The sequence below is a fragment of the Streptomyces sp. NBC_00005 genome, from assembly GCF_045160215.1.
GTDB lineage: Bacteria > Actinomycetota > Actinomycetes > Streptomycetales > Streptomycetaceae > Streptomyces.
In genome coordinates this window covers 5,283,555-5,302,271 of record NZ_CP108316.1, presented here as the reverse complement: position 1 = coordinate 5,302,271, position 18,717 = coordinate 5,283,555, and the positions used below count along the sequence as shown (strand labels likewise).

Annotated in this window: 15 protein-coding genes; 4 read left to right on the top strand and 11 right to left on the bottom strand. The window is 71.7% G+C overall.

Annotation, left to right across the window (positions count from 1 at the left end; genetic code table 11):
- Window positions 1–104: 104 nt before the first annotated feature.
- Complete coding sequence (locus OG303_RS24310; protein ID WP_405870850.1) at window positions 105–464, top strand: ArsR/SmtB family transcription factor; 360 nt, start codon at window positions 105–107, stop codon at window positions 462–464.
- 28 nt (window positions 465–492) lie between these two features.
- Here the strand turns inward: OG303_RS24310 and OG303_RS24305 are convergent, their stop codons facing one another.
- Both OG303_RS24305 and OG303_RS24300 read right to left on the bottom strand, forming a co-directional pair.
- Entirely contained in the window at window positions 493–1,605 is a 1,113-nt protein-coding gene (locus tag OG303_RS24305; protein ID WP_405870848.1) for a sensor histidine kinase, read from the bottom strand.
- Window positions 1,602–2,270 (bottom strand): response regulator, encoded by a 669-nt coding sequence (locus OG303_RS24300; protein WP_405870847.1) that lies wholly within the window; start codon window positions 2,268–2,270, stop codon window positions 1,602–1,604. Before OG303_RS24300 ends, OG303_RS24305 begins: the two co-directional genes overlap by 4 nt.
- 176 nt (window positions 2,271–2,446) lie before the next feature.
- Between OG303_RS24300 and OG303_RS24295 the strand changes: the two genes are divergently transcribed.
- The gene (locus OG303_RS24295) at window positions 2,447–3,688 is read left to right on the top strand and encodes a DUF418 domain-containing protein (RefSeq protein ID WP_405870846.1); all 1,242 of its coding nucleotides are present in this window, start codon (window positions 2,447–2,449) and stop codon (window positions 3,686–3,688) included.
- Between the two features lie 62 nt (window positions 3,689–3,750).
- Here OG303_RS24295 and OG303_RS24290 read toward each other — a convergent pair whose 3' ends face one another.
- The 8 genes from OG303_RS24290 to OG303_RS24255 all read right to left on the bottom strand — a co-directional run bounded on the left by OG303_RS24290 (window position 3,751) and on the right by OG303_RS24255 (window position 16,444).
- Entirely contained in the window at window positions 3,751–6,975 is a 3,225-nt protein-coding gene (locus OG303_RS24290) for an alpha-L-rhamnosidase (RefSeq protein WP_405870845.1), read from the bottom strand.
- Between the two features lie 427 nt (window positions 6,976–7,402).
- Window positions 7,403–9,949: an FtsX-like permease family protein gene (locus OG303_RS24285; protein ID WP_405870844.1), complete on the bottom strand. Its 2,547-nt coding sequence runs from the start codon at window positions 9,947–9,949 to the stop codon at window positions 7,403–7,405.
- Window positions 9,946–10,677, bottom strand: coding sequence for an ABC transporter ATP-binding protein (locus OG303_RS24280; protein ID WP_405870843.1), 732 nt, complete (start codon window positions 10,675–10,677; stop codon window positions 9,946–9,948). Before OG303_RS24280 ends, OG303_RS24285 begins: the two co-directional genes overlap by 4 nt.
- 46 nt (window positions 10,678–10,723) lie before the next feature.
- Window positions 10,724–11,143, bottom strand: a complete 420-nt coding sequence (locus tag OG303_RS24275; RefSeq protein WP_405870842.1) for a hypothetical protein — start codon at window positions 11,141–11,143, stop codon at window positions 10,724–10,726.
- A gap of 146 nt (window positions 11,144–11,289) precedes the next feature.
- Window positions 11,290–11,964 (bottom strand): response regulator, encoded by a 675-nt coding sequence (locus tag OG303_RS24270; RefSeq protein ID WP_405877452.1) that lies wholly within the window; start codon window positions 11,962–11,964, stop codon window positions 11,290–11,292.
- Window positions 11,965–11,969: 5 nt separating this feature from the next.
- Window positions 11,970–13,184 (bottom strand): sensor histidine kinase, encoded by a 1,215-nt coding sequence (locus tag OG303_RS24265; protein ID WP_405870841.1) that lies wholly within the window; start codon window positions 13,182–13,184, stop codon window positions 11,970–11,972.
- Between the two features lie 498 nt (window positions 13,185–13,682).
- A complete protein-coding gene (locus OG303_RS24260; protein ID WP_405870840.1) occupies window positions 13,683–15,398 on the bottom strand; it encodes a transglycosylase domain-containing protein in 1,716 nt (571 codons plus the stop codon).
- Complete coding sequence (locus OG303_RS24255; protein ID WP_405870839.1) at window positions 15,395–16,444, bottom strand: sigma factor-like helix-turn-helix DNA-binding protein; 1,050 nt, start codon at window positions 16,442–16,444, stop codon at window positions 15,395–15,397. Before OG303_RS24255 ends, OG303_RS24260 begins: the two co-directional genes overlap by 4 nt.
- A gap of 226 nt (window positions 16,445–16,670) precedes the next feature.
- On the opposite strand from OG303_RS24255, the gene OG303_RS24250 reads away from it, so the two are divergent.
- Both OG303_RS24250 and OG303_RS24245 read left to right on the top strand, forming a co-directional pair.
- Entirely contained in the window at window positions 16,671–17,186 is a 516-nt protein-coding gene (locus OG303_RS24250; protein ID WP_405870838.1) for a SigE family RNA polymerase sigma factor, read from the top strand.
- Window positions 17,176–17,901 (top strand): hypothetical protein, encoded by a 726-nt coding sequence (locus OG303_RS24245; protein ID WP_405870837.1) that lies wholly within the window; start codon window positions 17,176–17,178, stop codon window positions 17,899–17,901. The genes OG303_RS24250 and OG303_RS24245 overlap by 11 nt, the downstream gene beginning before the upstream one ends.
- Before the next feature lie 27 nt (window positions 17,902–17,928).
- Here OG303_RS24245 and OG303_RS24240 read toward each other — a convergent pair whose 3' ends face one another.
- Complete coding sequence (locus tag OG303_RS24240; protein WP_405870835.1) at window positions 17,929–18,696, bottom strand: class II aldolase/adducin family protein; 768 nt, start codon at window positions 18,694–18,696, stop codon at window positions 17,929–17,931.
- Between the last annotated feature and the right edge of the window lie 21 nt (window positions 18,697–18,717).

Here is an 18,717-nt window from a genome sequence, read left to right as displayed (position 1 = left end):
GCAAGTGTAGCCATCATGTGCGCACCTGCGCACATGATGGCTGAAGATGACCGGCGCACGGCCGGGCCCCGCCCCGCCCGGCCCGGTGGCTCTAGGCTTGCCCCATGCCCGAAAGCCACGCGATCTCACCTGCGGCCGATGCGCATCTACGGGCCCCGGACAGTGCACGGCTCGCCGAGGCGACCGGGGTGTTCGCGATGCTCTCGGACGCGACCCGGCTGCACCTGCTGTGGCTGCTGGCGGAAGGCGAGTCGGACGTCGGTTCCCTCACCGAGCGCATCGACGCCTCGCGCACGGCGGTCAGCCAGCACCTCGGGAAGCTGCGCCTGGCCGGGCTCGTGGACACCCGCCGCGAGGGCCGGCACATCTACTACCGCCTGAGCGACGGGCACCTGCGCCGCCTGGTCGTGGAGGCGCTCAGCCACGCGGACCACCGGGTCAGCGGGAAGGCACCGCACGACTGAGCCCTGGCCACCGCGGCCCCTGGTCTCATCAGGACGCGTCCTGGCCCGGAAGTTCCATCCGCAGTTCGTAGCCGCCGTCGGTCGTGGGGCCGGCGGTGACGCTGCCGCCCAGGAGTTCGGCGCGCTGACGCAGGCCGGCCAGGCCGTGGTGGGCGCCGGGGAGGGCGAGGGCGGGGCGGTCGGGGGCCGAGTTGGTGATCACGGCGTGCAGGGTCTCGCCGGTTGTCCCGATACGGATCGTGGCCCGGGTTCCGGGGGCGTGTTTGCGTACGTTGGTCAGGGCCTCCTGGACGGTGCGGTAGACGGCACGCTGCACCGTGGGCGGGAGGCCCTCGGGCAGGTCGGCCCGCAGCTCGGCCTCGATGCCGCTGCCGTCGACCAGTTGCGGCAGGTCGGCGAGCAGCGGCTGGGGGGTCAGTTCGGTGGGGCGGCTGCCGGCGGCGCGCAGCACACCGACCATGTGCCGCAGTTCGTCCAGCGTCTGCACGGCGAGCCGCCGGATGTCGGCCGCGGCCTCCTTCACCCCGGTCTCGCGGCTGCTCACCTGGAGCGCCCCGGCCCGGACCGCGATCAGGCTGACCTGGTGGGAGACGACGTCGTGCATCTCCCGGGCCAGCTGCGCGCGCTCCTTGGCCAGCACGCTCTGGGCGAGCAGCCGGCGTTCCATCTCGCGTGCTGCGGTGATCTCGTCGAGCCGCAGCGCGAGTTCACGCCGGGCCTGGACGAGCTGTCCGAGGAAGACGGGCGCGGCCGCCGTCGCCAGACTGTAGGTGAGCGTGATCAGGTCGAAGGGGTCCGTCGGGTCGGCGAGCTCCGGTGTCGGCCACCACCATGAGGTGGTGTCGCTGACCGTGAACGCGAGGGCGCAGCCGGCCAGCAGGACACGATGACGGTTGAGCGAGGCGAGAGTGAAGAGCGCGGCCAGGGTGGCGAACACCGCGTCCGTGACGAGGGTCGACGGGAGGGCGAGCAGATACGTCACCAGCGGCAGACGGCGCCGCAGGACGAGTGCGAACGCGCCGAGCAGCGCGCAGGCCACGGCCAGGTGGTCCTCGGAGTCGACATGGACCCAGATGTCCAGCAGGGCGGCGGCGATCAGGACGGCGTCGATCAGGGCAGCGGGCGCGCGGCGGGGATTCATCGGCCCTCCGGATCCGGGGGCGGTTCCTTGAGCAGGCCGGCCCGTTCGGCGAGCAGCGCCGCCTGGACACGGCTGCCCACCTCCAGCTTGGTGAGGACCGCGCTGACATGGTCCTTGACCGTCGCGGTGCTGAGGTGCATCCGCTCGGCGATGCCCGCGTTGGACAGGCCCTCGGCCACGAGGAAGAGCACGGTCCGCTCGCGGTCCGTCAGCCGGTCGACGCCGAGGGCGGCCGGGTTGCGGGGATCGGCGTCCAGATAGCCGTCGACGACGGTGCGGGTGACCTTGGCCGACAGTACGACCCCGCCGTCGGCCAAGGAACGTATCAGGTACGGCAGTTGCTCCGGGTCGGTGTCCTTCAGCAGAAAGCCGGCCGCCCCGGAGCGCAGGGCGGCGGCCACGTACTCGTCCATGTCGAAGGTCGTCAGCATCGCCACCACCGGCGGATTGGGCAGGCGGCGCAGCTCGGCCAGCACGGTGAGCCCGTCCACGTCCGGCATCCGGATGTCGAGCAGCACCACGTCCGGACGCGCACCCCGCACGGCCCGGACAGCCTGGCCGCCCGGGACCGCCGCCACGACCTCGATGTCGTCCGCGGCGTCGAGAATGTGCCGGAACCCCGTACGGATCATGGCCTCGTCGTCGACCACCAGAACCCGGATCATCTGTGCTCCGCTCGCCGCCGGACCACCGCTGGTTCGCTACGACGCCCGGGGGCGCCCACCGGTTCCTGGCGCAGCTCGTCGAGCACCGGCGGGGGTGCGGCCCGCCGGTCGGCGGGGGCAACTCCGGCCACCCGCCGGATGGGCCCGGGTGCCGCCCGGCCCCAACCCTGGAGCACATGAGCGAACACGCGCCCTCCGTCCTGCCCGGCCGGTCGTCACCACCCCCGCGACAACCGGAGCCCCCGCCTGCCTCCCGCACCCCCTCGACCGGACGTCTGGTCGGCATCGACCTGGCCCGCGGACTCGCGGTCCTCGGCATGTACGCGGCCCACGTCGGCCCGGACCCCACCATGGGCGGCCCGCTGGGCTTCGTACTGGAACTGGCGCGCGGCCGCGCCTCCGCCCTGTTCGCGCTGCTCGCCGGGTTCTCGCTGGTGCTCATCACCGGCCGCCCGCACCCGCACACCGGACGCGCGGGACGGCAGGCGGTGGTCAGGATCGTCATCCGCTCGGTCGTCCTGATGGCACTGGGCTTCGCCCTGACCGCCCTGGACACCGACGTCGACGTCATCCTCTCCTTCTACGGCCTGCTCTTCCTCGCCATCCTGCCGCTGTACCGGCTGAGCGCACGAACGCTGGCCGTCATCGCCGCGGCGGGCGCGCTGGTCCTGCCCCAACTGCTGTACGTGATACGCCAGTCGATCGAGGGAGGCGACTGGGCGGACACCGTCGTCGCGGGTGACCCGCTGGCCCGGATCACCGGCACGGACGGCTTCATGGAGCTGTTGTTCACCGGCGAATACCCGGTGCTCACCTGGATGTCGTTCATGGTCGCGGGCATGGCGGTGGCCCGCCTGGACCTCACACGAGGCAGGACCCTCGCTCAACTCTCCTGCGCGGGCGGCGCGTTGGCCCTGATCGGCTACGGCGGCTCCTGGCTCGCCCTGCACCTCGTCCCGCACGCCGGCGACACCGTCGCGGCCGCCACGGACGGCGCGTCGCCCGGCTCCGCCTGGTGGTCCGACACCGTCGGCTACCTCACCGACGGCACCCCCGCCGACTGGCTCCTGGTGGCGGCCCCGCACAGCCAGACGACGTTCTCGATCCTCGGCAACACGGGAGTGGCACTCGCCGTCGTGGCCGCGTGCGTGGCCGCCGCCGACCGGTTGCCGCGCCTGGTCCGCCTGGCCACCCCGGTCACCGCGGTCGGCATGACCGCGCTGACCGCCTACGTCCTGCACATCCTCGCCATCCGCGCCGTCGGCATGCGGGAGGAGACGGGCCCGGCCCTGCTCTCCCTGCTCCTCTTCACCGCGACCGCCATGCTCCTCGCGACGGTGTGGACCCGACACTTCCGCCGCGGACCGCTGGAACACCTGCTCCACACCGCCACACTGCCGGCCCGTCGGGTCGGGTGATGTGCCCACTGCAAGACCCTGACCGGGGGCACCACCTGCAAGATGGCGGTCCTCGGAGTCGATCAGGTGCTGAAGCGGTGGGTGCCGGAGCCGACGCGGTAGACCGCGCAGCCGTCCTCCTGACGCAGGAACGTCCCGTCGGTGTGGGTGACCTCCTCCCGAGCCGATGCGGGAATCCACACCTCGGCGGTCGTGTTGGGCGGCACCGCGCACGTCAGCGTGAACCGGCCGGACCGCAGCTGCCATCGGGTCGAGACGGGGCCGTAGACCGAAGTGAACGTGGCACGCGCGGAGTTGACGTCCCCGCCCGGCCGGGGGCGGATGACGATCTCGCGGTAGCCGGGCCGGCCCGCCGCGATACCGGCGATGTTCGTGTACATCCATTCCCCGACCGAGCCATAGGCGTAGTGGTTGAAGGAGTTCATCGCCGGGTCCTGGAAGGTGCCGTCGGGCCGGATGGAGTCCCAGCGTTCCCACATGGTCGTGGACCCTCTGTCGATCTGGTATCCCCAGCTGGGGAAGGAGCGTTGCTGCAACAGGCGGTAGGCGACGTCGGTGTGGCCCGTGTCGGTCAGGACGGGGAGCAGTCGGGGAGTGCCGAGGAAGCCCGTCGAAAGGTGCCAGTCCTTGGCCTCGATCAACGCGACCAGCCGGTCGGCCGCGGCCTTGCGCGACGCGTCCGGCAGCAGGTCCATCGACAGCGCCAGGACGTAGGCCGTCTGCGTATCGCCCTTCACCCGGCCGTCGGAGCCCACGTAGGCGTCCTGGAAGGCCGTTCGGATCCGTCCGAAGAGATCGCGGTACGGGGCGGCGTCCTTGCCGAGTTCGCCGGCCATCCGCGCCGCGAGATCGGCGGCGTGCGCGAAGTACGCGGTGGCGATGACGTCCTTGGGGGTCTCGTCGTCGACGTTCAGCCAGTCGCCGTATCCCTGCGCGGGGCGCAGCAGTTTTTCGCTGTTCTTCTCCAGGTACGTCAGCCAGGTCTGGACGGACGGCCAGGCGTCCGCGAGGACTTGGCGGTCGCCGTATGCCTGGTGGAGGGCCCAGGGGACGGTGACGCCCGCGTCGCCCCAGCCGGCGGTGCCGTTGCCGACCGTGCCCACCATCGGCGCCACGTCCGTGAACGCGCCCTCCGCGGTGCGCGAATCCCGGAGGTCCACCAGCCACTTGGACAGGAAACGGGCCGACTCCATCGTGTAGGAGGCCGTGGGCGCGAAGACGTTGATGTCTCCCGTCCAGCCCAGGCGCTCGTCACGCGCGGGCGTGTCCGTCGGAATGGAGAGGAAGTTGCCGCGCTGCCCCCAAGTGATGTTGCTGTGCAGCTGGTTGAGCATCGGTACGTCGGTCTCGAAGTCGAGCGTGAAGGGGGCGGATGTGTGCATGACGCGCCCGGTGACGGCCTGCGCCGAGGGAGCGCGCGTGCCGGGGAATCCGGTCACCTCGACGTACCGGAACCCGTGGAAGGTGAAGCGGGGCTCGTAGACCTCCTCCTTCCCCTGCCCCTTGAGGGTGTACGTGTCCGTCGCCGCCGCGCTCCGCAGATTCGCGGTGTAGACGGTGCCGTCGGGGTTGAGCACCTCGGCGTGTCTGAGCCGGACGGTCTCTCCCGCCTCGCCCTTCACCCGGAGCCGTACCGAGCCGACCATGTTCTGGCCGAGGTCGAACACGTGGACGCCGGGCTTGGGTTGGGTGATTTTCTTCGGCGTCAGCTCCCGCTCCACGTGTACCGGACCGTCCACCTGCGCGACGATCAGACCGGGACCGACGTCACCGGCCCCGCGTACGCCGAGCCAGCCCGTGTCGTCGAAGCCGGGGGAGGCCCAGCCGGGAGTCTCCTTGCGCGCGTCGTACGTCTCACCGTTCAGCAGGTCGGCGGCGACGATCGGCCCGGCGGCGGCCCGCCAGTCGGTGCCCGAGGTGATGCGCTCGCTGGTCCCGTCCGCGTACTCCACCTCCAACTGGACCAGCAGCGCCGGGTGTTGACCGTACTGACCCGGCCCGAACATGCCCACGTTGCCCGCGTACCAGCCGGGTGCCAGGTACGCCCCGACGGCGTTGGTGCCCGGCCGCAGGAGCGTGGTGACGTCGTACGTCCGGTACTGGACGCGGGTGCGGTAGTCCGTCCAGCCGGGAGCGAGTTGATCGGTGCCCACGCGGCTGCCGTTGAGGTGGGCCTCGTACAGGCCGAGCGCGGTGGCGTACAGGCGCGCGCGTGCCACCTTCCGGGGCGGGAGCCGGAATTCGTGCCGGACCTGGGTGACGGCGTACGACACCGGGACGACCCGTCCCCACGGCCCGCTGCCCCATGCGGCCGCCACCTTGGCCGCCGGCCAGCCCGCGTCGTCGAACCCCGACTCCCGCCACCCGTCGGCCGGTTCCTGATCCGTGACCTTCCAGGAGCCGTCGGTGAACACCTTCTGCTCACCGGACGCGGTCCGCACGACAAGGGCGGCGATGAGTCCCGCCGGGCCCTCGGTCGCATTGGTGGCGGACACGGCGATAACGTTGTCACCGGCGCGCACCTGGTCCAGTACGTCGACCACCGCCGGGCGTTTCCAGTCGTCGTTGTCCGTGTCGAGGTCGGTGTGGGCCACCTCGACGCCGTTCACGGAGACGGCGTACACGTTGTCCGCGGTGATGGCGAGCGTCGCCGCCGTGATTCCGGCGGGCAGTTGGGCGGCGCCGCGGAACCAGCGGGTGGCCGCCGGAACGCTGCTCGTCGGATCGCCCTCGGGGAACCAGATCCAGGAACCGCCCTCGAAGGACGGCGCGTCCGCGAGGCCCGCCGGCGCGGAGATCCAGTCGGCGGTCCACTGCCCGGCATCCATGAGGCCGGTCTCCCACCAGGAGGGCGCGCTCCAGTCGGAGACCTGCCCGTCGGCGTCCCATACGCGTACGGACCAGAAGTAGCGTGTCCGGGGCTTGAGTCGAGGACCGGCGTAAGGGACGAGGACGGACTCGCCGGACGTGACCTTCCCGCTGTCCCAGACGTCCGGACGGGTCAGTCCCGACGCGGTGCCGGCGACGCGGACCTGGTACGCGCTCTGCCGCATGCCCGCCTTGTCGGAGGCCAACGGCCAGCTCAGCCGGGGGTGTTGGGCGTCGAGCCCCAGGGGGTGGCGGACGTATTCGACGGTCGGCGCGGTGACGCGCAGCCCTTCCTGCGAGGCCTGTGTCTGTGTCTGTGCCTGTCCGGATGCCGGTGCGGCCATCGCCGGTACGCCGTCGACGGTCACTGCCGCGACCGTGGCGACCGCACCCGCGAGGATGTTCCTCCTGCTGATCACTACGACTCCTCACTCGCATGGAATGCACGGAATGTATGAATCGATTCAAAATGGAGAGGCGTGGGTAACGTAGAGCCGCGTGGGGCCGGGGTCAATCGTCGTGCAATTGTTTTTGTGACGCGGGTACTTCGCGATTGCGTCGGGCGAGGGCGGCGTGCGGGGCGGGCGCGAATGGATTGAACGGTTTCAATCAGGAGCCGGGAACGGTGATCGTGGCCGGGGCCGACGGGCCCGCGGCGCGGAGGTGTCGGGCCAAGCGGGACGGGTCCGCGCCGGCGCGGGACGCCAGTTCGCGCGCGAATGCAGGTTACGTGGTGGATTGGACAGCGCTTTCGAACGCCTGGTTCATGCTCCGGGGCCGACTGGTGCACGACGGTCACATGGTTTCGAGGCCGGCGAAGAGGGGGGTCCGAGGTCGGGAAACGGTTCATTCGGCGTTGCCGAGCGCGGTCATCGGGGTGATGCGGCCGGCGCGGCGGGCCGGCAGCAGTCCGGCCAGTGCGGTGAGGGCCGCCAACCCGGCGAAGACCAGGAGGAGTTGGGCTCCCGGCAGGCGAAGGGGCGCCTCGGTGACGGCCACGCGGATGAGGAGCCAGGCGTAGGGGACGCCGAGCGCCAGTCCGAGGACGCCGCCGAGGACGCCGTACAGCCCGGCCTCCATCGTGATCGTCCGGCGCAGTGCGCCGCCGCCCAGGCCCAAGGCGCGCAACAGGCCGAATTCTCGGGTGCGTTCGATCGCGGTCAGGCTGGTGGTGGCGGTGACGCCGACGACGGCGATGAGGACGGTCAGGGCGACGAGTCCGAGCGCGGTCGTGCCCATCAGACGGACCGTCTCCCGGTCGCTGTCCCGGGCCTCCGAGAGCACGCTGACGGAGACGTCGTCGGGGTCGGGGACGTGCGTACGGATGATGCTCTCCAGCGCCCGCTGCGCCTTGCCCCGCGCGGCGAAGCCGTCCCCGGCCGCGTCGGCGAAGATGCCGCTCGCGTTCTTGGCGGCGCCCATCCGGTCCAGATCGGCGGGGACGACCAGTACGTTCGCCAGGCCCGGCCCCGCACCGTGCAGCGTGGCGGCGACGGTCAGCCGGACGCCACCGAGGCTGAGCGCGTCGCCGGCCGTCACCCCGAGGTGCTCGGCCGTGTCGGCGGAGAGGACCGCGTGGCCCGGCCCCAGGTCGCCGAGGGAGCCGGTGGCCGCGTCGATCTGCCTGCCCGTGGGCAGTGCCTCCGGGTCCAGGTCCGACACCTCGAACTCCCCGCCGGCGGCCTTGACTTGGACGGTGCGGTAACCCGTGACGTGCGTAAGGGCGGGTGATGCGGCGAATTGTCGTACGACAGTGGAGTCCAGCCCCTTGCCGTCGGCCGCGACCCGGAAGTCGGCGGGGGCTTCGACGGCGTTCGTGCGTTCCATGTAGCCGCTCAGACAGGCCAGCGAGACGAGGGCCCCGGAGACCAGCGCGACGCCGAGGGCGACGACCACGGAGACGGCCGCGGCACGGCGCGGTGTGCCTCCGACGCCGCTGACGGCCAGCCTGCCGGTGGCGCCCAGTCGGCGTAGAGGCCACCCGGTCACGGCCAGAACCGGGCGGACGAGGAGCGGGCCGAGTGCGATCAGCGCCAGGAAGGCGAGGGCCGCGGACGCGACCAGGCTCATCATGGCGAGGTCGCGGTCGGAGGTGTCCTGGCCGGGCAGTGCGGCGAGCCCCGTGGCAGCGGCGGCGAAGAGGAGCCCGGCGGTGAGGCGGGCCGGGCGGACACGGGTTTCGCCGCCGACGGTGCCCGCGGTGCGCAGCGCCTGCAGCGGGGAGACCCGGGCCGCCGAAAGGGCGGGGGCGAGGACCGCGCCGACGGTCACCAGCGTGGTTCCTACGACGACCAGCGCGGCGTCCGTCACGGGGAAGCCCGGCGCGGACAGATCCCGGGCGACGAGAGGCGCCAGGTGCCCGGCGCCCAGCGCGATCAGCACTCCGAGCGTGCCCGCGACCGCGCCCACCAGGGCGCCCTCGACGGCGAGTGCCGCCGCGAGCCGGCGCTGCGGGGCACCGATGGCGCGCAGAAGCGCCAACTGCCGTAGCCGCTGGGCGAAGACGATGCGGAAGGTGGAGGTGGCGACCAGCGCGGCGGCCCCCACGGCGACGGCCAGGAACACGGAGATGAGCCGGAAGAGCTCCTGCATGTCGCCGCTGACGGCGTCGTGTTCCTCCTGGGCGCGTAGGGCGCTGCCGGAGGTGAGCGTCACGCCGGTGGGCAGTATGTCCCGGATCTGCTGGGACAGTTGGGCTGCCGGGAAGTGTTTCCTGGCGCGGATGTCCACGTGCTGGTAGCCCGGCAGATCCGCGAGGGTCCCGATGTGTGCGTCGGTGGTGTAGCCGCCGGACTGCTGGTCGGCGGTCGCGGTGCTCTTCACGACCCCGGTGACGGTGACGGTGACCTTGACGGTCTTGTCGGTGTCCTTGCGGTCCGGGACCAGGAGAGTCGTACGGGTGCCGGGGGTGAGCTCCAACTCCTCGGCGGCCCGGCGGTTGACCGCGATCTGGCCGGCGTGTTCGGGGTAGCTGCCCTTGACGAGCCGGACCTGGGAGAGCGGTCCGCTGCCGGGGTCGGAGCGGAGCGCCAGCCAGTGCTCGAACGGACCGGCCAGCGGGGCACCGGAGTCCACCCGGCCGACGGCCTCCGCCACACCGGGCAGGGCGCGGATCTTCTTGAGCGTGGCGGCGCTGACGTGGGAGTCGCCGGCGGTCGCGACCAGGCTCACGGCCTCGGGGGTGCCGCGGAAGCGGTCGAGGGTGGTGTTCGTGGTGATCTGCTGGGCCATGACGGTGGCGAAGACCACGAAGGCGGCCACCAGGACCGACATACCGGTGGTCACCAACCGGCCGGGACGGCGCAGGAGTTCGGCGAGCTGCGAGCCGAGGATGCTCGCGCGCCAGGGGGCGTTCAAGGGAGCGTTCGACGGGGTGATTGAGGGGGTGTTCATCGGACCACTCCCAGGCTTCGGGCGGCGTCGGGACCGGCCGTCGTATCGACGTCGTCGACGATGCGGCCGTCGGCGAGGGTGAGCACGCGGTCGGCGTAGGCGGCGGCCCGCGGGTCGTGCGTCACCATGACCACGGTCTGGCCGAGGTCGTGCACGGAGCGGCGCAGGAAGTCGAGGACCTCGGCGCCGGAGTGCGAGTCCAGGTTGCCGGTGGGCTCGTCGGCGAAGACCACGGCGGGCCGGGCGAGCAGGGCGCGCGCCAGTGCCACGCGCTGCTGCTGGCCGCCGGAGAGTTCGGCGGGCCGGTGGGACATCCGGTCGCCGATGCCGAGGACGCCGACGAGATGGTCGAGCAGCTCCCGGTCCAGGTGACCGCCGGACAGGGTGACGGGCAGGACGACGTTCTCCAGCGCAGTCAACTGGGGCAGCAGATTGAAGGACTGGAAGACGAAGCCGACCTTGTCCCGGCGTACGCGGGTCAGGCCCCGGTCGGACAGACCGCTCAACTCCTCATTGTCCAGGCTGACGTGACCGGAGGTGGGGGAGTCGAGTCCGGCGAGGCAGTGCATCAGGGTCGACTTGCCGGAGCCCGACGGGCCCGCGATGGCGGTGAAGCGGGCGCGGGTGAAGGAGACGGTCACTCCGTCGAGGGCCCTGATCCGGGTCTGCCCCTGCTGGTAGACCTTGACGAGGTCCACGGCCGAGGCGATGCGCTCGGGCATGTTCATGAGTCGAATTTCCTGGTCGGGTTCCCTGGTCGACATCGCCGGCGCTTCAAGAGGCGAGCGCGGGGAAGACGAGCTTGACGTCGGCGTCCGAGCAGTGGCTGTTGGCCTGGTCCGCCAGCTCCTGCACCCGCTTCTTCAGCGGGGGCGTGGCCTCGCCCTTCGCCTGCATGGCCGCCAACCCGTTGTAGTTCGAGATGCTGGCGCCGAGGTATCCGTCCTTGAGCTGCGCCCTGCGCTGCTGTTCGGTCTTCTCCCACTTCTCGACGGCCGTCTTGTCGGTGGGGAGTTCCGCCGTCTCGTCGATGATTTTCTGCGCCAGCGCGCAGTCCGCCTTCGACGCCTGGCTGGGCGCGTTGTGCTGGTCCCACCAACGGCCGGCGCCGATCGCGGTCGCCGTGAAAACCAGCAGCGCGATGAGACCGAGCAGAATGGACTTGTTGTGTCGCAAGGACGTGGAAGCAGTCACGATGACCCCCGGGGAATTCGGTCCGAAGCTGTTGTCGACGGCTGTCGATCAGCACGGTTGAATTCTTCGAGAACGGCCGTCGCGGCACATCTGCTCTCAAGCCGATCTCCGGGTCGCCGGAGTGCAACCGGAGTGATAGGCCGGGACTACGACCGTGGGATGACGAGCCCCGTGTCGTAGGCGAGGATGACCGCCTGCACGCGGTCGCGGAGGTCCAGCTTGGTGAGGATCTTGCCGAAGTGGGTCTTCACGGTCCCCTCCGCGATGAAGAGCCGCCCGGCGATCTCGGTGTTGGACAGTCCCTCGCCGACCAGTCCGAGCACCTCCCGCTCGCGCGCGGTCAGCAACTCCAGCCGCGCGTCGGCCTGTTCGGCCTGTTCCGAGGGCGCCAGCCTCCCCGCGAACCGGTCCAGGAGCTGGCGGGTGACGCGCGGGGCGACGACGGACTCGCCGGCCGCCACGACCCGGATCGCCGCCACGACCTCCTCCGGCGGGGTGTTCTTCAGCAGGAAGCCACTCGCCCCGGCCTGCAGGGCGGCGAAGGCGTCCTCGTCGGTGTCGAAGGTGGTGAGCACCAACACCCGTGGACCGTCCGGGCGTCGAGTCAGTTTCCGGGTGGCCTCCACGCCGTCCATGACGGGCATCCGGATGTCCATGATGACGACGTCCGCCTCGGCACGGGCCAGCAACTCCAGGGCGTCCGCGCCGTTCTCCGCCTCGCCCACGACCTCGATGTCGCCCTGCGCGGCCAGCACCATCGCGAACCCCGCCCGGATCAGGGGCTGGTCGTCCACCACGACCACGCGTATCGGCCCGCTCATCTCACTCATCCCGCCATCCTCACTGGTGCCTCCTGGACGGGAATCTCCGCCTCGACCTGCCAACCCGCGCCCAGACGCGGCCCGGCGGCGAAACTCCCGCCGGACACCTCCACCCGCTCGCGCATCCCCACGAGCCCGTTCCCACCGCTGCGCCGCTCGGCGGTGGCGCCGGCCAGCCTGCCCGCCCCGTCGTCGGCCACACTGATCCGCACGGCGTCCTCGACGAACCGCAGCGTGATCTCGACCCGGGCGCCGGGCCCGGCATGCCGCAGCACATTGGTCAGACTCTCCTGGACGACCCGCAGCACGGTCAGTTCGTCCGCCGTGGACAGCGAGCCCCGCTCACCCTCCACGACGAGCTCCACCTTCAGCCCGGCGGTACGGGCCCGCTCGGCCACCGTCTCCAGATCGTCGAGGGAGACCCGCCGCCGCCCGTTGTCCGCGTCCTCCACGGGGGCCCGGCCGGTCCGCAGGACCCGCACGATCCGGTGCATGTCCTCCAGCGCGTCCCGACCGGTGTCGCCGATCGCCTTGAGCGCCGTACCCGCCTTGTCCGGATCGGACTTGAGGGCGTACCCGGCGCCGTCGGCCTGCAGGATCATCACCGCCAGACTGTGGGCGACCACATCGTGCAACTCCCGTGCGATCTCGGCGCGTTCCTCGGCGGCGGCGATCCGCACGAGGTGCTCCCGCTCCCGTTCGGCCGCGGCGGCGCGTGCCTCCAGGGTCTCGACGTACAGCCTGCGGGTGCGCAGCACCAGGGCGGTGAGCCACAGGGCCGTGGTGAGACCGCCGAGGGAGGCAAGGGTGAACACGTCCACCTCGATGTCGCCCGGCGAGCCGGGAAGGCCGAGCCCGGACTCCACCAGCACGCCCGCCAGGACGACCCCGCCCGCCGCATACGTGTGCCACATCGTCCGGGTGTGGGTGACCACCGAGACCATCGCGATGAGCAGCGCCACGTCGTACGCGCTCGGGGCGGTCGCCAGCATCGAGTCCGGGTACGTCGCCAGCACGTACTGGACCAGCGCGAGCCCCGAGACCACGGCCATCACCGTCAGCGGACGGCGCCGCCGGAACAACAGCGCCAGGGCCATCGACCAGCCGACGAGCAGGTCGTACTCCTCGACGTAGCGCGGCGTGATGTAGGCCACCAGCAGCGCGAGCGCGATGTCGTAGGCCGTGTGGAGCCACGGCAAAGCCTGTATGCGGCGCAACATGGCGCACAGGCTACGACATCGCCCCGCGCCTTTCCCTTTCCTGAAGGGAAGTCGATTCGCGACAACAGAACGACAATTCCGGGACAACAAGCCGCAGTTACCTTCGGGATCCGGAGTCCGGAATCCAGAACCAGAAGGAACTCATGCGTAGATTGAGGTCGGCTGTCGTCAGCGCGGTGATGGCGTTCGCCGGAATCACGGCGATGTCCTACGTCCCCGCCCAGGCGGCCGGAGAACTGCAGTACGTGGCTCTGGGGGATTCGTACGCGTCCGGAGTCGGCGCGGGCAGCTACGACAGCGCCGGCGGTGACTGCAAGCGCAGCAATGCCGGCCACCCGGCCCTGTGGGCGGGCGTGCACGACGAGTACGCGCCGGGTCGACGACGACCCGGGGACTGTTTGTCGTGCGAGGGCCGCCTGTACGCAGGGCACTTCGCGCGGCCCGACCGGTGTCGACCGTCTCCTTCCTGGTGCCGGGTCAGCGCTCGGGGTGCAGGCGTTACTGTCCGCGGCCCCTTCCCGACTCGCCCTTCGTGGCGGAGCCCCAGATCCCCGCCGCCACGCTCTGCGCGAACTCGGTCGGCGACGGCTTGTTCGGCAGCTGTGCGGGCACCGTCGTGCCCTTCTCGGCGCCTGCCCGATCGGCGAACAGCGCGACCGTCAGGGCGAGTCGGTCGTCGTACGCGGTGGTCCACACGGTCCGTCGGGCGGTCCCGCTGCCCGCCCCTTCGGTGGCGAACACCTTCGCCTTCGCCTCCGCCGAGCCGGCGGCGACGGCGACGGGCGTCGGCCCGGCCCCCGATCGTGCGCCCGCCAGGAGCGCCTCCTTCTCGCCCAGCACGCGCCGCACGTCGGGACGCGCCCGGTAGACGGTGCGGCCCTCCCGGGTGATGCGCGCGACGGTGTACGGGGCGGCGTACCTGCCGTCCGCCGCCACCGTCGCATACGCGGACGCCAGGTTCAGCGGGGTCGGCGCCGCCGTCCTCAGCAGTCCGCGCAACGGCTCGCCCGGCCGCCCCGACCCGCTGAACGGAGCGAGGGCCGTCCCCGCCTCCACCGCCCCGCTCACCGCGTCGTTGAACGGCTGGCGCGCATAGTCCGAACCCCCGTACAGCACCCGCACCGCTCCGTCGCCGGGCACCATCCCCACGACGGCGGTGTGCACCCGCACGCCCTTGCCCGCGGGACGGTCGTCCTGGACCAGTTGCGTGGCGCTGTCCTGCAGGGCCAGGTCGAAGGTGGTCGTCACGCTGTAGCCGCCGCTCGCGAGCTGGTCCTCGGTGATGCCGAGCCGGTCGGCGGCCTCCTTCGCGGCGACGTCGATCAGATACTGCCGCTGCCCGTCGGTCTCGCCCGGCGGATAGAACCGGAACGCCGGGAAACGCGCCGCGGCCCGCTGCTTCGCCGAGATGCTCCCGCTCGCCGCCATCGCGTCGAGCACCCACTCCCAGCGGTTCTCCAGCTTCGCGGTCACCTTCGGGTCGGAGCCCGCCTTCTCGTAGTACGAGGGGATGTTGATGATGGACGCCAGCGCGGCGCCCTGCGCGACGGTCAGCCTCTTCGCGTCCACGCCGAAGTAGTTGCGGGCGGCGGACTGGATCCCGGCGGCGCCCCGCCCGAAGTACACGGTGTTGAGATAGCCCTCGAGGATCTCGTCCTTGGTGCGGGTGCGGTCCAGCTTGATCGCGACGATCGCCTCGCGCGCCTTGCGGGACAGCGAATGCTCCGGGCTCAGCAGCGCGTTCTTCACGTACTGCTGGGTGATGGTGGAGCCGCCCTGCGGTTCGCCGCCCGTCAGCGTCGCCAGCGTGGCCCGGGCGAGGGCCCGCGGCGAGATCCCGCTGTCCGTACGGAAGGAGCGGTTCTCCGCGGCGATCACCGCGTCCTGCACCGGCCGGGGGACCGAGGACAACGGCACGTCCTGCCGGTCGACCGGCCCGCGCCGGCCCAGGTAGGCGCCGTCCGAGTCGAGGAACACGGTGCTCTGCGTGACGGTCTCGGGGTGCGGCTTCGGAATGGGCGTCAACCGGTACGCCACCACGGCCGCCGCGCACAGCACCGCGATCAGCGTGAGGAGGGCGTAGAACAGCCGGCGCAGCCGCCGCCCCCGGGTGCGCCGGAACCGGATCCGCAGCGGCAGCCGCTCGCGGTGCCGGTTCCTCTTCTCGGCGTGCTGTGCCGCGCGCTCCGGCAGCGGCCTGTCCGTCGTCCTCATGTCCGCCACCAGTCGCGGGCCGACCGTGCGGCGACCTTGCCGGAGGCGTCGTACACCGTGACGAGCCGCTCGTCCCCGCCCGCGGCGAGGACCGTCTTCATCTCCTCCACGGGCAGCGGCGTGGTCGCGTACCAGACGCCCCAGCCCGAACTGCCCGCCAGGACAAGGACCTTCGCGGTGACCCTGCGGTCGCCGGCCCTCACCTCGACGCGGCCCGGCTCGCCGTTCAGACCGTGGAAGAGGCCCGACAGGAAGAACCCGCCCTTCACGGTGTCCACCCTCAGAGTGACGCCCGGTCTGTCGCGCGGGTGGTCGCCGGCGTCCCCCGCGAAGGCCACGGGCACCGACCAGTGCCCACCGTCGGCCGTCAGCCACACCCGTACCCCCGGCCCGGCGGTCACCCGCTCGCCCGGCGCCACGACCCGGACCGGGCTCGTCGCCGGACGGGCGCCGTCCGCTGCCCTGCCCTGCGCACCGCCGTCGCCGAAACGGTCGGCGGCGAGGAGGCCGGCCGGCGTGAGCAGCGCCGCGCAGACGGCCGCGGCCACGGCGAGACGGCGCCGCCGCCGGACCCGGCCCCGCGCCTGGACGTCGGCCAACGGCACCTCGGAGAGGACGAGGTCCCGGGCGACACGGGCGTACTCCTCGCGCAGCCGTCCCGGATCGGCGCCGGCCGCCTTCAGCCCGTGCTGCGCATGAGCCCGCACCGCACCCACCGAGCAGCCCAGCAGCTGGGCGATCTCCGCGTCCGCCAGCCCCTCCTGGACCCGCAGCACCACAACGGCCCGCCGGCGCGCGGCGCGCCGTCCGCGCAGCCGGCGCAGGTGGCCCTGCACCAGACAGCGCCGCACGTGGAAGTCCACGTCGTCGCGCGGAACGCGCCGCCACCGCGCGCACATCCGCACCAGCGTTCTCCGCACCAGTTCCTCCGCCGCACCGTCGTCGTCGGTGAGCAGCCGCGCCGTGACGACCAGCCGGGACCAGTGCGTTCTGGCGTACGTGGCGAAGTCGTGACCGATGGGGAGTACGTGGGGGGTCGGTGGCACGTGGGGGGTCCTTCGGCTCGGGAACTCGGTCGGTGGTGCGGGTAGGTTGAGCAGCCGCCGAGCCAACACCGTTGAGGAAAAGGGAGCCTGGAGCCCGTGTGCACCGTCTTCCCAGTGGGTTGTGCTCGGTTGGATGCGATCGATGTGATCCATGCGACCTACGCGACCTGTACGCACCGGGGAGGTGGCCGGGTTGCAGGGAAAGGGCACGGATTCCGGTGGAGGCATGACCGAGGACGAGTTCGACGCTTTCTACGCGACCGCGTTCCCCCGGCTGACCGGACAGCTCTACGCCTTCACGGGAGATCACGGCGAGGCCCAGGACGTCGTTCAGGAGGCGTTCGTACGGGCCTGGGACCGGCGGCAGCAGTTCCTGGCGGACAGTGCTCCCGAGGCGTGGATCCGCACGGTGGCCATGCGGCTGGCGGTGAGCCGCTGGCGGCGGGCGAGGCGCTGGCTGGAACTGGTGCGGCGCACTCCGCCGCCCGACTCCATCCCGGGGCCGAGCCCCGAGCACACCGTGCTCGTGGCCGCTCTGCGTGAACTGCCGGAGGCGCAGCGGATGGCGGTCGTACTGCACCATTTGTGCGACCTGAGTGTGGAGCAGGTAGCCTCCGAGACCGGTGCGCCGGTGGGGACGGTCAAGGCGCGGCTGTCCCGGGGGCGGGCGGAGCTGGCGAAGCGTCTTGCGGGAGACGAGGCCGACTGGCCCGTCCGGAAGGAGAGCGGCCGTGTCCGATGAACTCTCTTCCGCACTGCGTGAGTTGGCGGCCGACCACGCGACCCGGCCGGCCGTCGGCGCCGCCGAGATCCGTGGCCGGGCGATGCGCCGCAGGCGCCGCCGCCGTGCCGCCGTCACCCTCGGCGCGGGCGCCACGGTCCTCGCGCTGCTGGGCTTCGCGCTGAGCCTGCACCTGGGCGGGGACCCGGACCACCCGGACCGGCACCGCACCCCGGCCGTGGCACCGTCCGCGCCCGCCCCGCCGTCCGCGACCACTGCGGTGCCCGTCTCCGGCACGCTCGACCTGCCCGGGCACACCCTCACCTTCGGCGGCCGGGTGCTGCCGATCGTCTCGGAATTCGACGCCCCGGCCGGGCCCACGAGCCCGATGACGGTGGCGGCGAAGCAGGACCGCAGGACGCTGACCGTCGACGTGCCTTCCAAGGGCAATGTCTCGGTGGACGTCCCGTACGTCGTCGAACTGCGCGACGAACAGGGCCGCCCGCTCTACGCCGGCGCCTTCACCCCGCAGCTCAAGATCCTGAGCGGCTACGACGCCAGAGGCGGCTTGATCAGCCTCCCCGCCCGGGACGCCCAGTGGTTCTACGCCAGGGTCCGCCTGGGCGACACCATCGCGGTGAAGACCGCCACGACACCGACTCCCGCACCCTCGACCACCGCCCCGGCACCAGGCGCCACAGCATCCCCGTCCGACGAGGCACGCGTCACCCGGTGACGATGTGCCCGGTCTCCAGAGAGCCTGTCAGTCCTTGTAGTCGGGGGCGATGCGGTCGACGAGCCGGAGCAGGGCCGACCAGGCGAGGTCGTAGGCCTTGTCGTCCTGGAGGTCGGAGTCGTGTTCCTCCCCTGCCAGTTGGCGGGCGGTGAGTTCGCAGACCTCGGGGTCGGGGAGGACGAGCTTCGCACCCCCGGCCATGGCGGTGGTCTGGATCTCGCAGGCCTTGTCCAGGTAGTACATGCGGAGAAACGCCTGGGCGGGTGTCTCTCCGACGGTGAGCAGGCCGTGGTTGCGCAGGAGCAGCGCCGGGTGGCCGGCGAGGTCGGCGACCAGCCGCTCCTGCTCGGCGAGGTTGAGAGCGACGCCCTCGTAGGAGTGGTGGCCGAGCCTGCCGTAGAACTCCATGGAGATCTGGTTGAGCGGGAGCAGCCCCTCTTCCTGGGCGGCGACCGCGCAGCCGGCCCTGGTGTGGGTGTGCAGGACGCACCGGGCATCGGGGCGCGCGGCGTGGATCGCGCTGTGGATGACGAAGCCGGCCGGGTTGACGGGGTGTCGGGTTTCCTCGACAGGGTGACCGGTCAGGTCGATCTTGACCAGGTTCGAGGCGGTGATCTCCTCGAAGAGCAGCCCGTAGGGGTTGATCAGGAAGTGGTGTTCCGGGCCGGGGAGCCGTACCGAGATGTGCGTGAAGATCAGGTCGGTCATCCGGAAGTGGGCCACCAGGCGGTAGACGGCGGCGAGTTCGCGGCGCAGCCGGACTTCTTCCGCGGTGTCCGGGGTAACGGTGGGCATCGAGGGCCTTTCAGCGGCATA

Bases quoted from the DNA above. Each gene is read 5' to 3' on its own strand.
- OG303_RS24310 (WP_405870850.1), top strand. From the start codon at position 105: ATGCCCGAAAGCCACGCGATCTCACCTGCGGCCGATGCGCATCTACGG.
- OG303_RS24305 (WP_405870848.1), bottom strand. From the start codon at position 1,605: ATGAATCCCCGCCGCGCGCCCGCTGCCCTGATCGACGCCGTCCTGATC.
- OG303_RS24300 (WP_405870847.1), bottom strand. From the start codon at position 2,270: ATGATCCGGGTTCTGGTGGTCGACGACGAGGCCATGATCCGTACGGGG.
- OG303_RS24295 (WP_405870846.1), top strand. From the start codon at position 2,447: ATGAGCGAACACGCGCCCTCCGTCCTGCCCGGCCGGTCGTCACCACCC.
- OG303_RS24285 (WP_405870844.1), bottom strand. From the start codon at position 9,949: ATGAACACCCCCTCAATCACCCCGTCGAACGCTCCCTTGAACGCCCCC.
- OG303_RS24280 (WP_405870843.1), bottom strand. From the start codon at position 10,677: ATGAACATGCCCGAGCGCATCGCCTCGGCCGTGGACCTCGTCAAGGTC.
- OG303_RS24270 (WP_405877452.1), bottom strand. From the start codon at position 11,964: ATGAGCGGGCCGATACGCGTGGTCGTGGTGGACGACCAGCCCCTGATC.
- OG303_RS24265 (WP_405870841.1), bottom strand. From the start codon at position 13,184: ATGTTGCGCCGCATACAGGCTTTGCCGTGGCTCCACACGGCCTACGAC.
- OG303_RS24260 (WP_405870840.1), bottom strand. From the start codon at position 15,398: ATGAGGACGACGGACAGGCCGCTGCCGGAGCGCGCGGCACAGCACGCC.
- OG303_RS24250 (WP_405870838.1), top strand. From the start codon at position 16,671: ATGACCGAGGACGAGTTCGACGCTTTCTACGCGACCGCGTTCCCCCGG.
- OG303_RS24240 (WP_405870835.1), bottom strand. From the start codon at position 18,696: ATGCCCACCGTTACCCCGGACACCGCGGAAGAAGTCCGGCTGCGCCGC.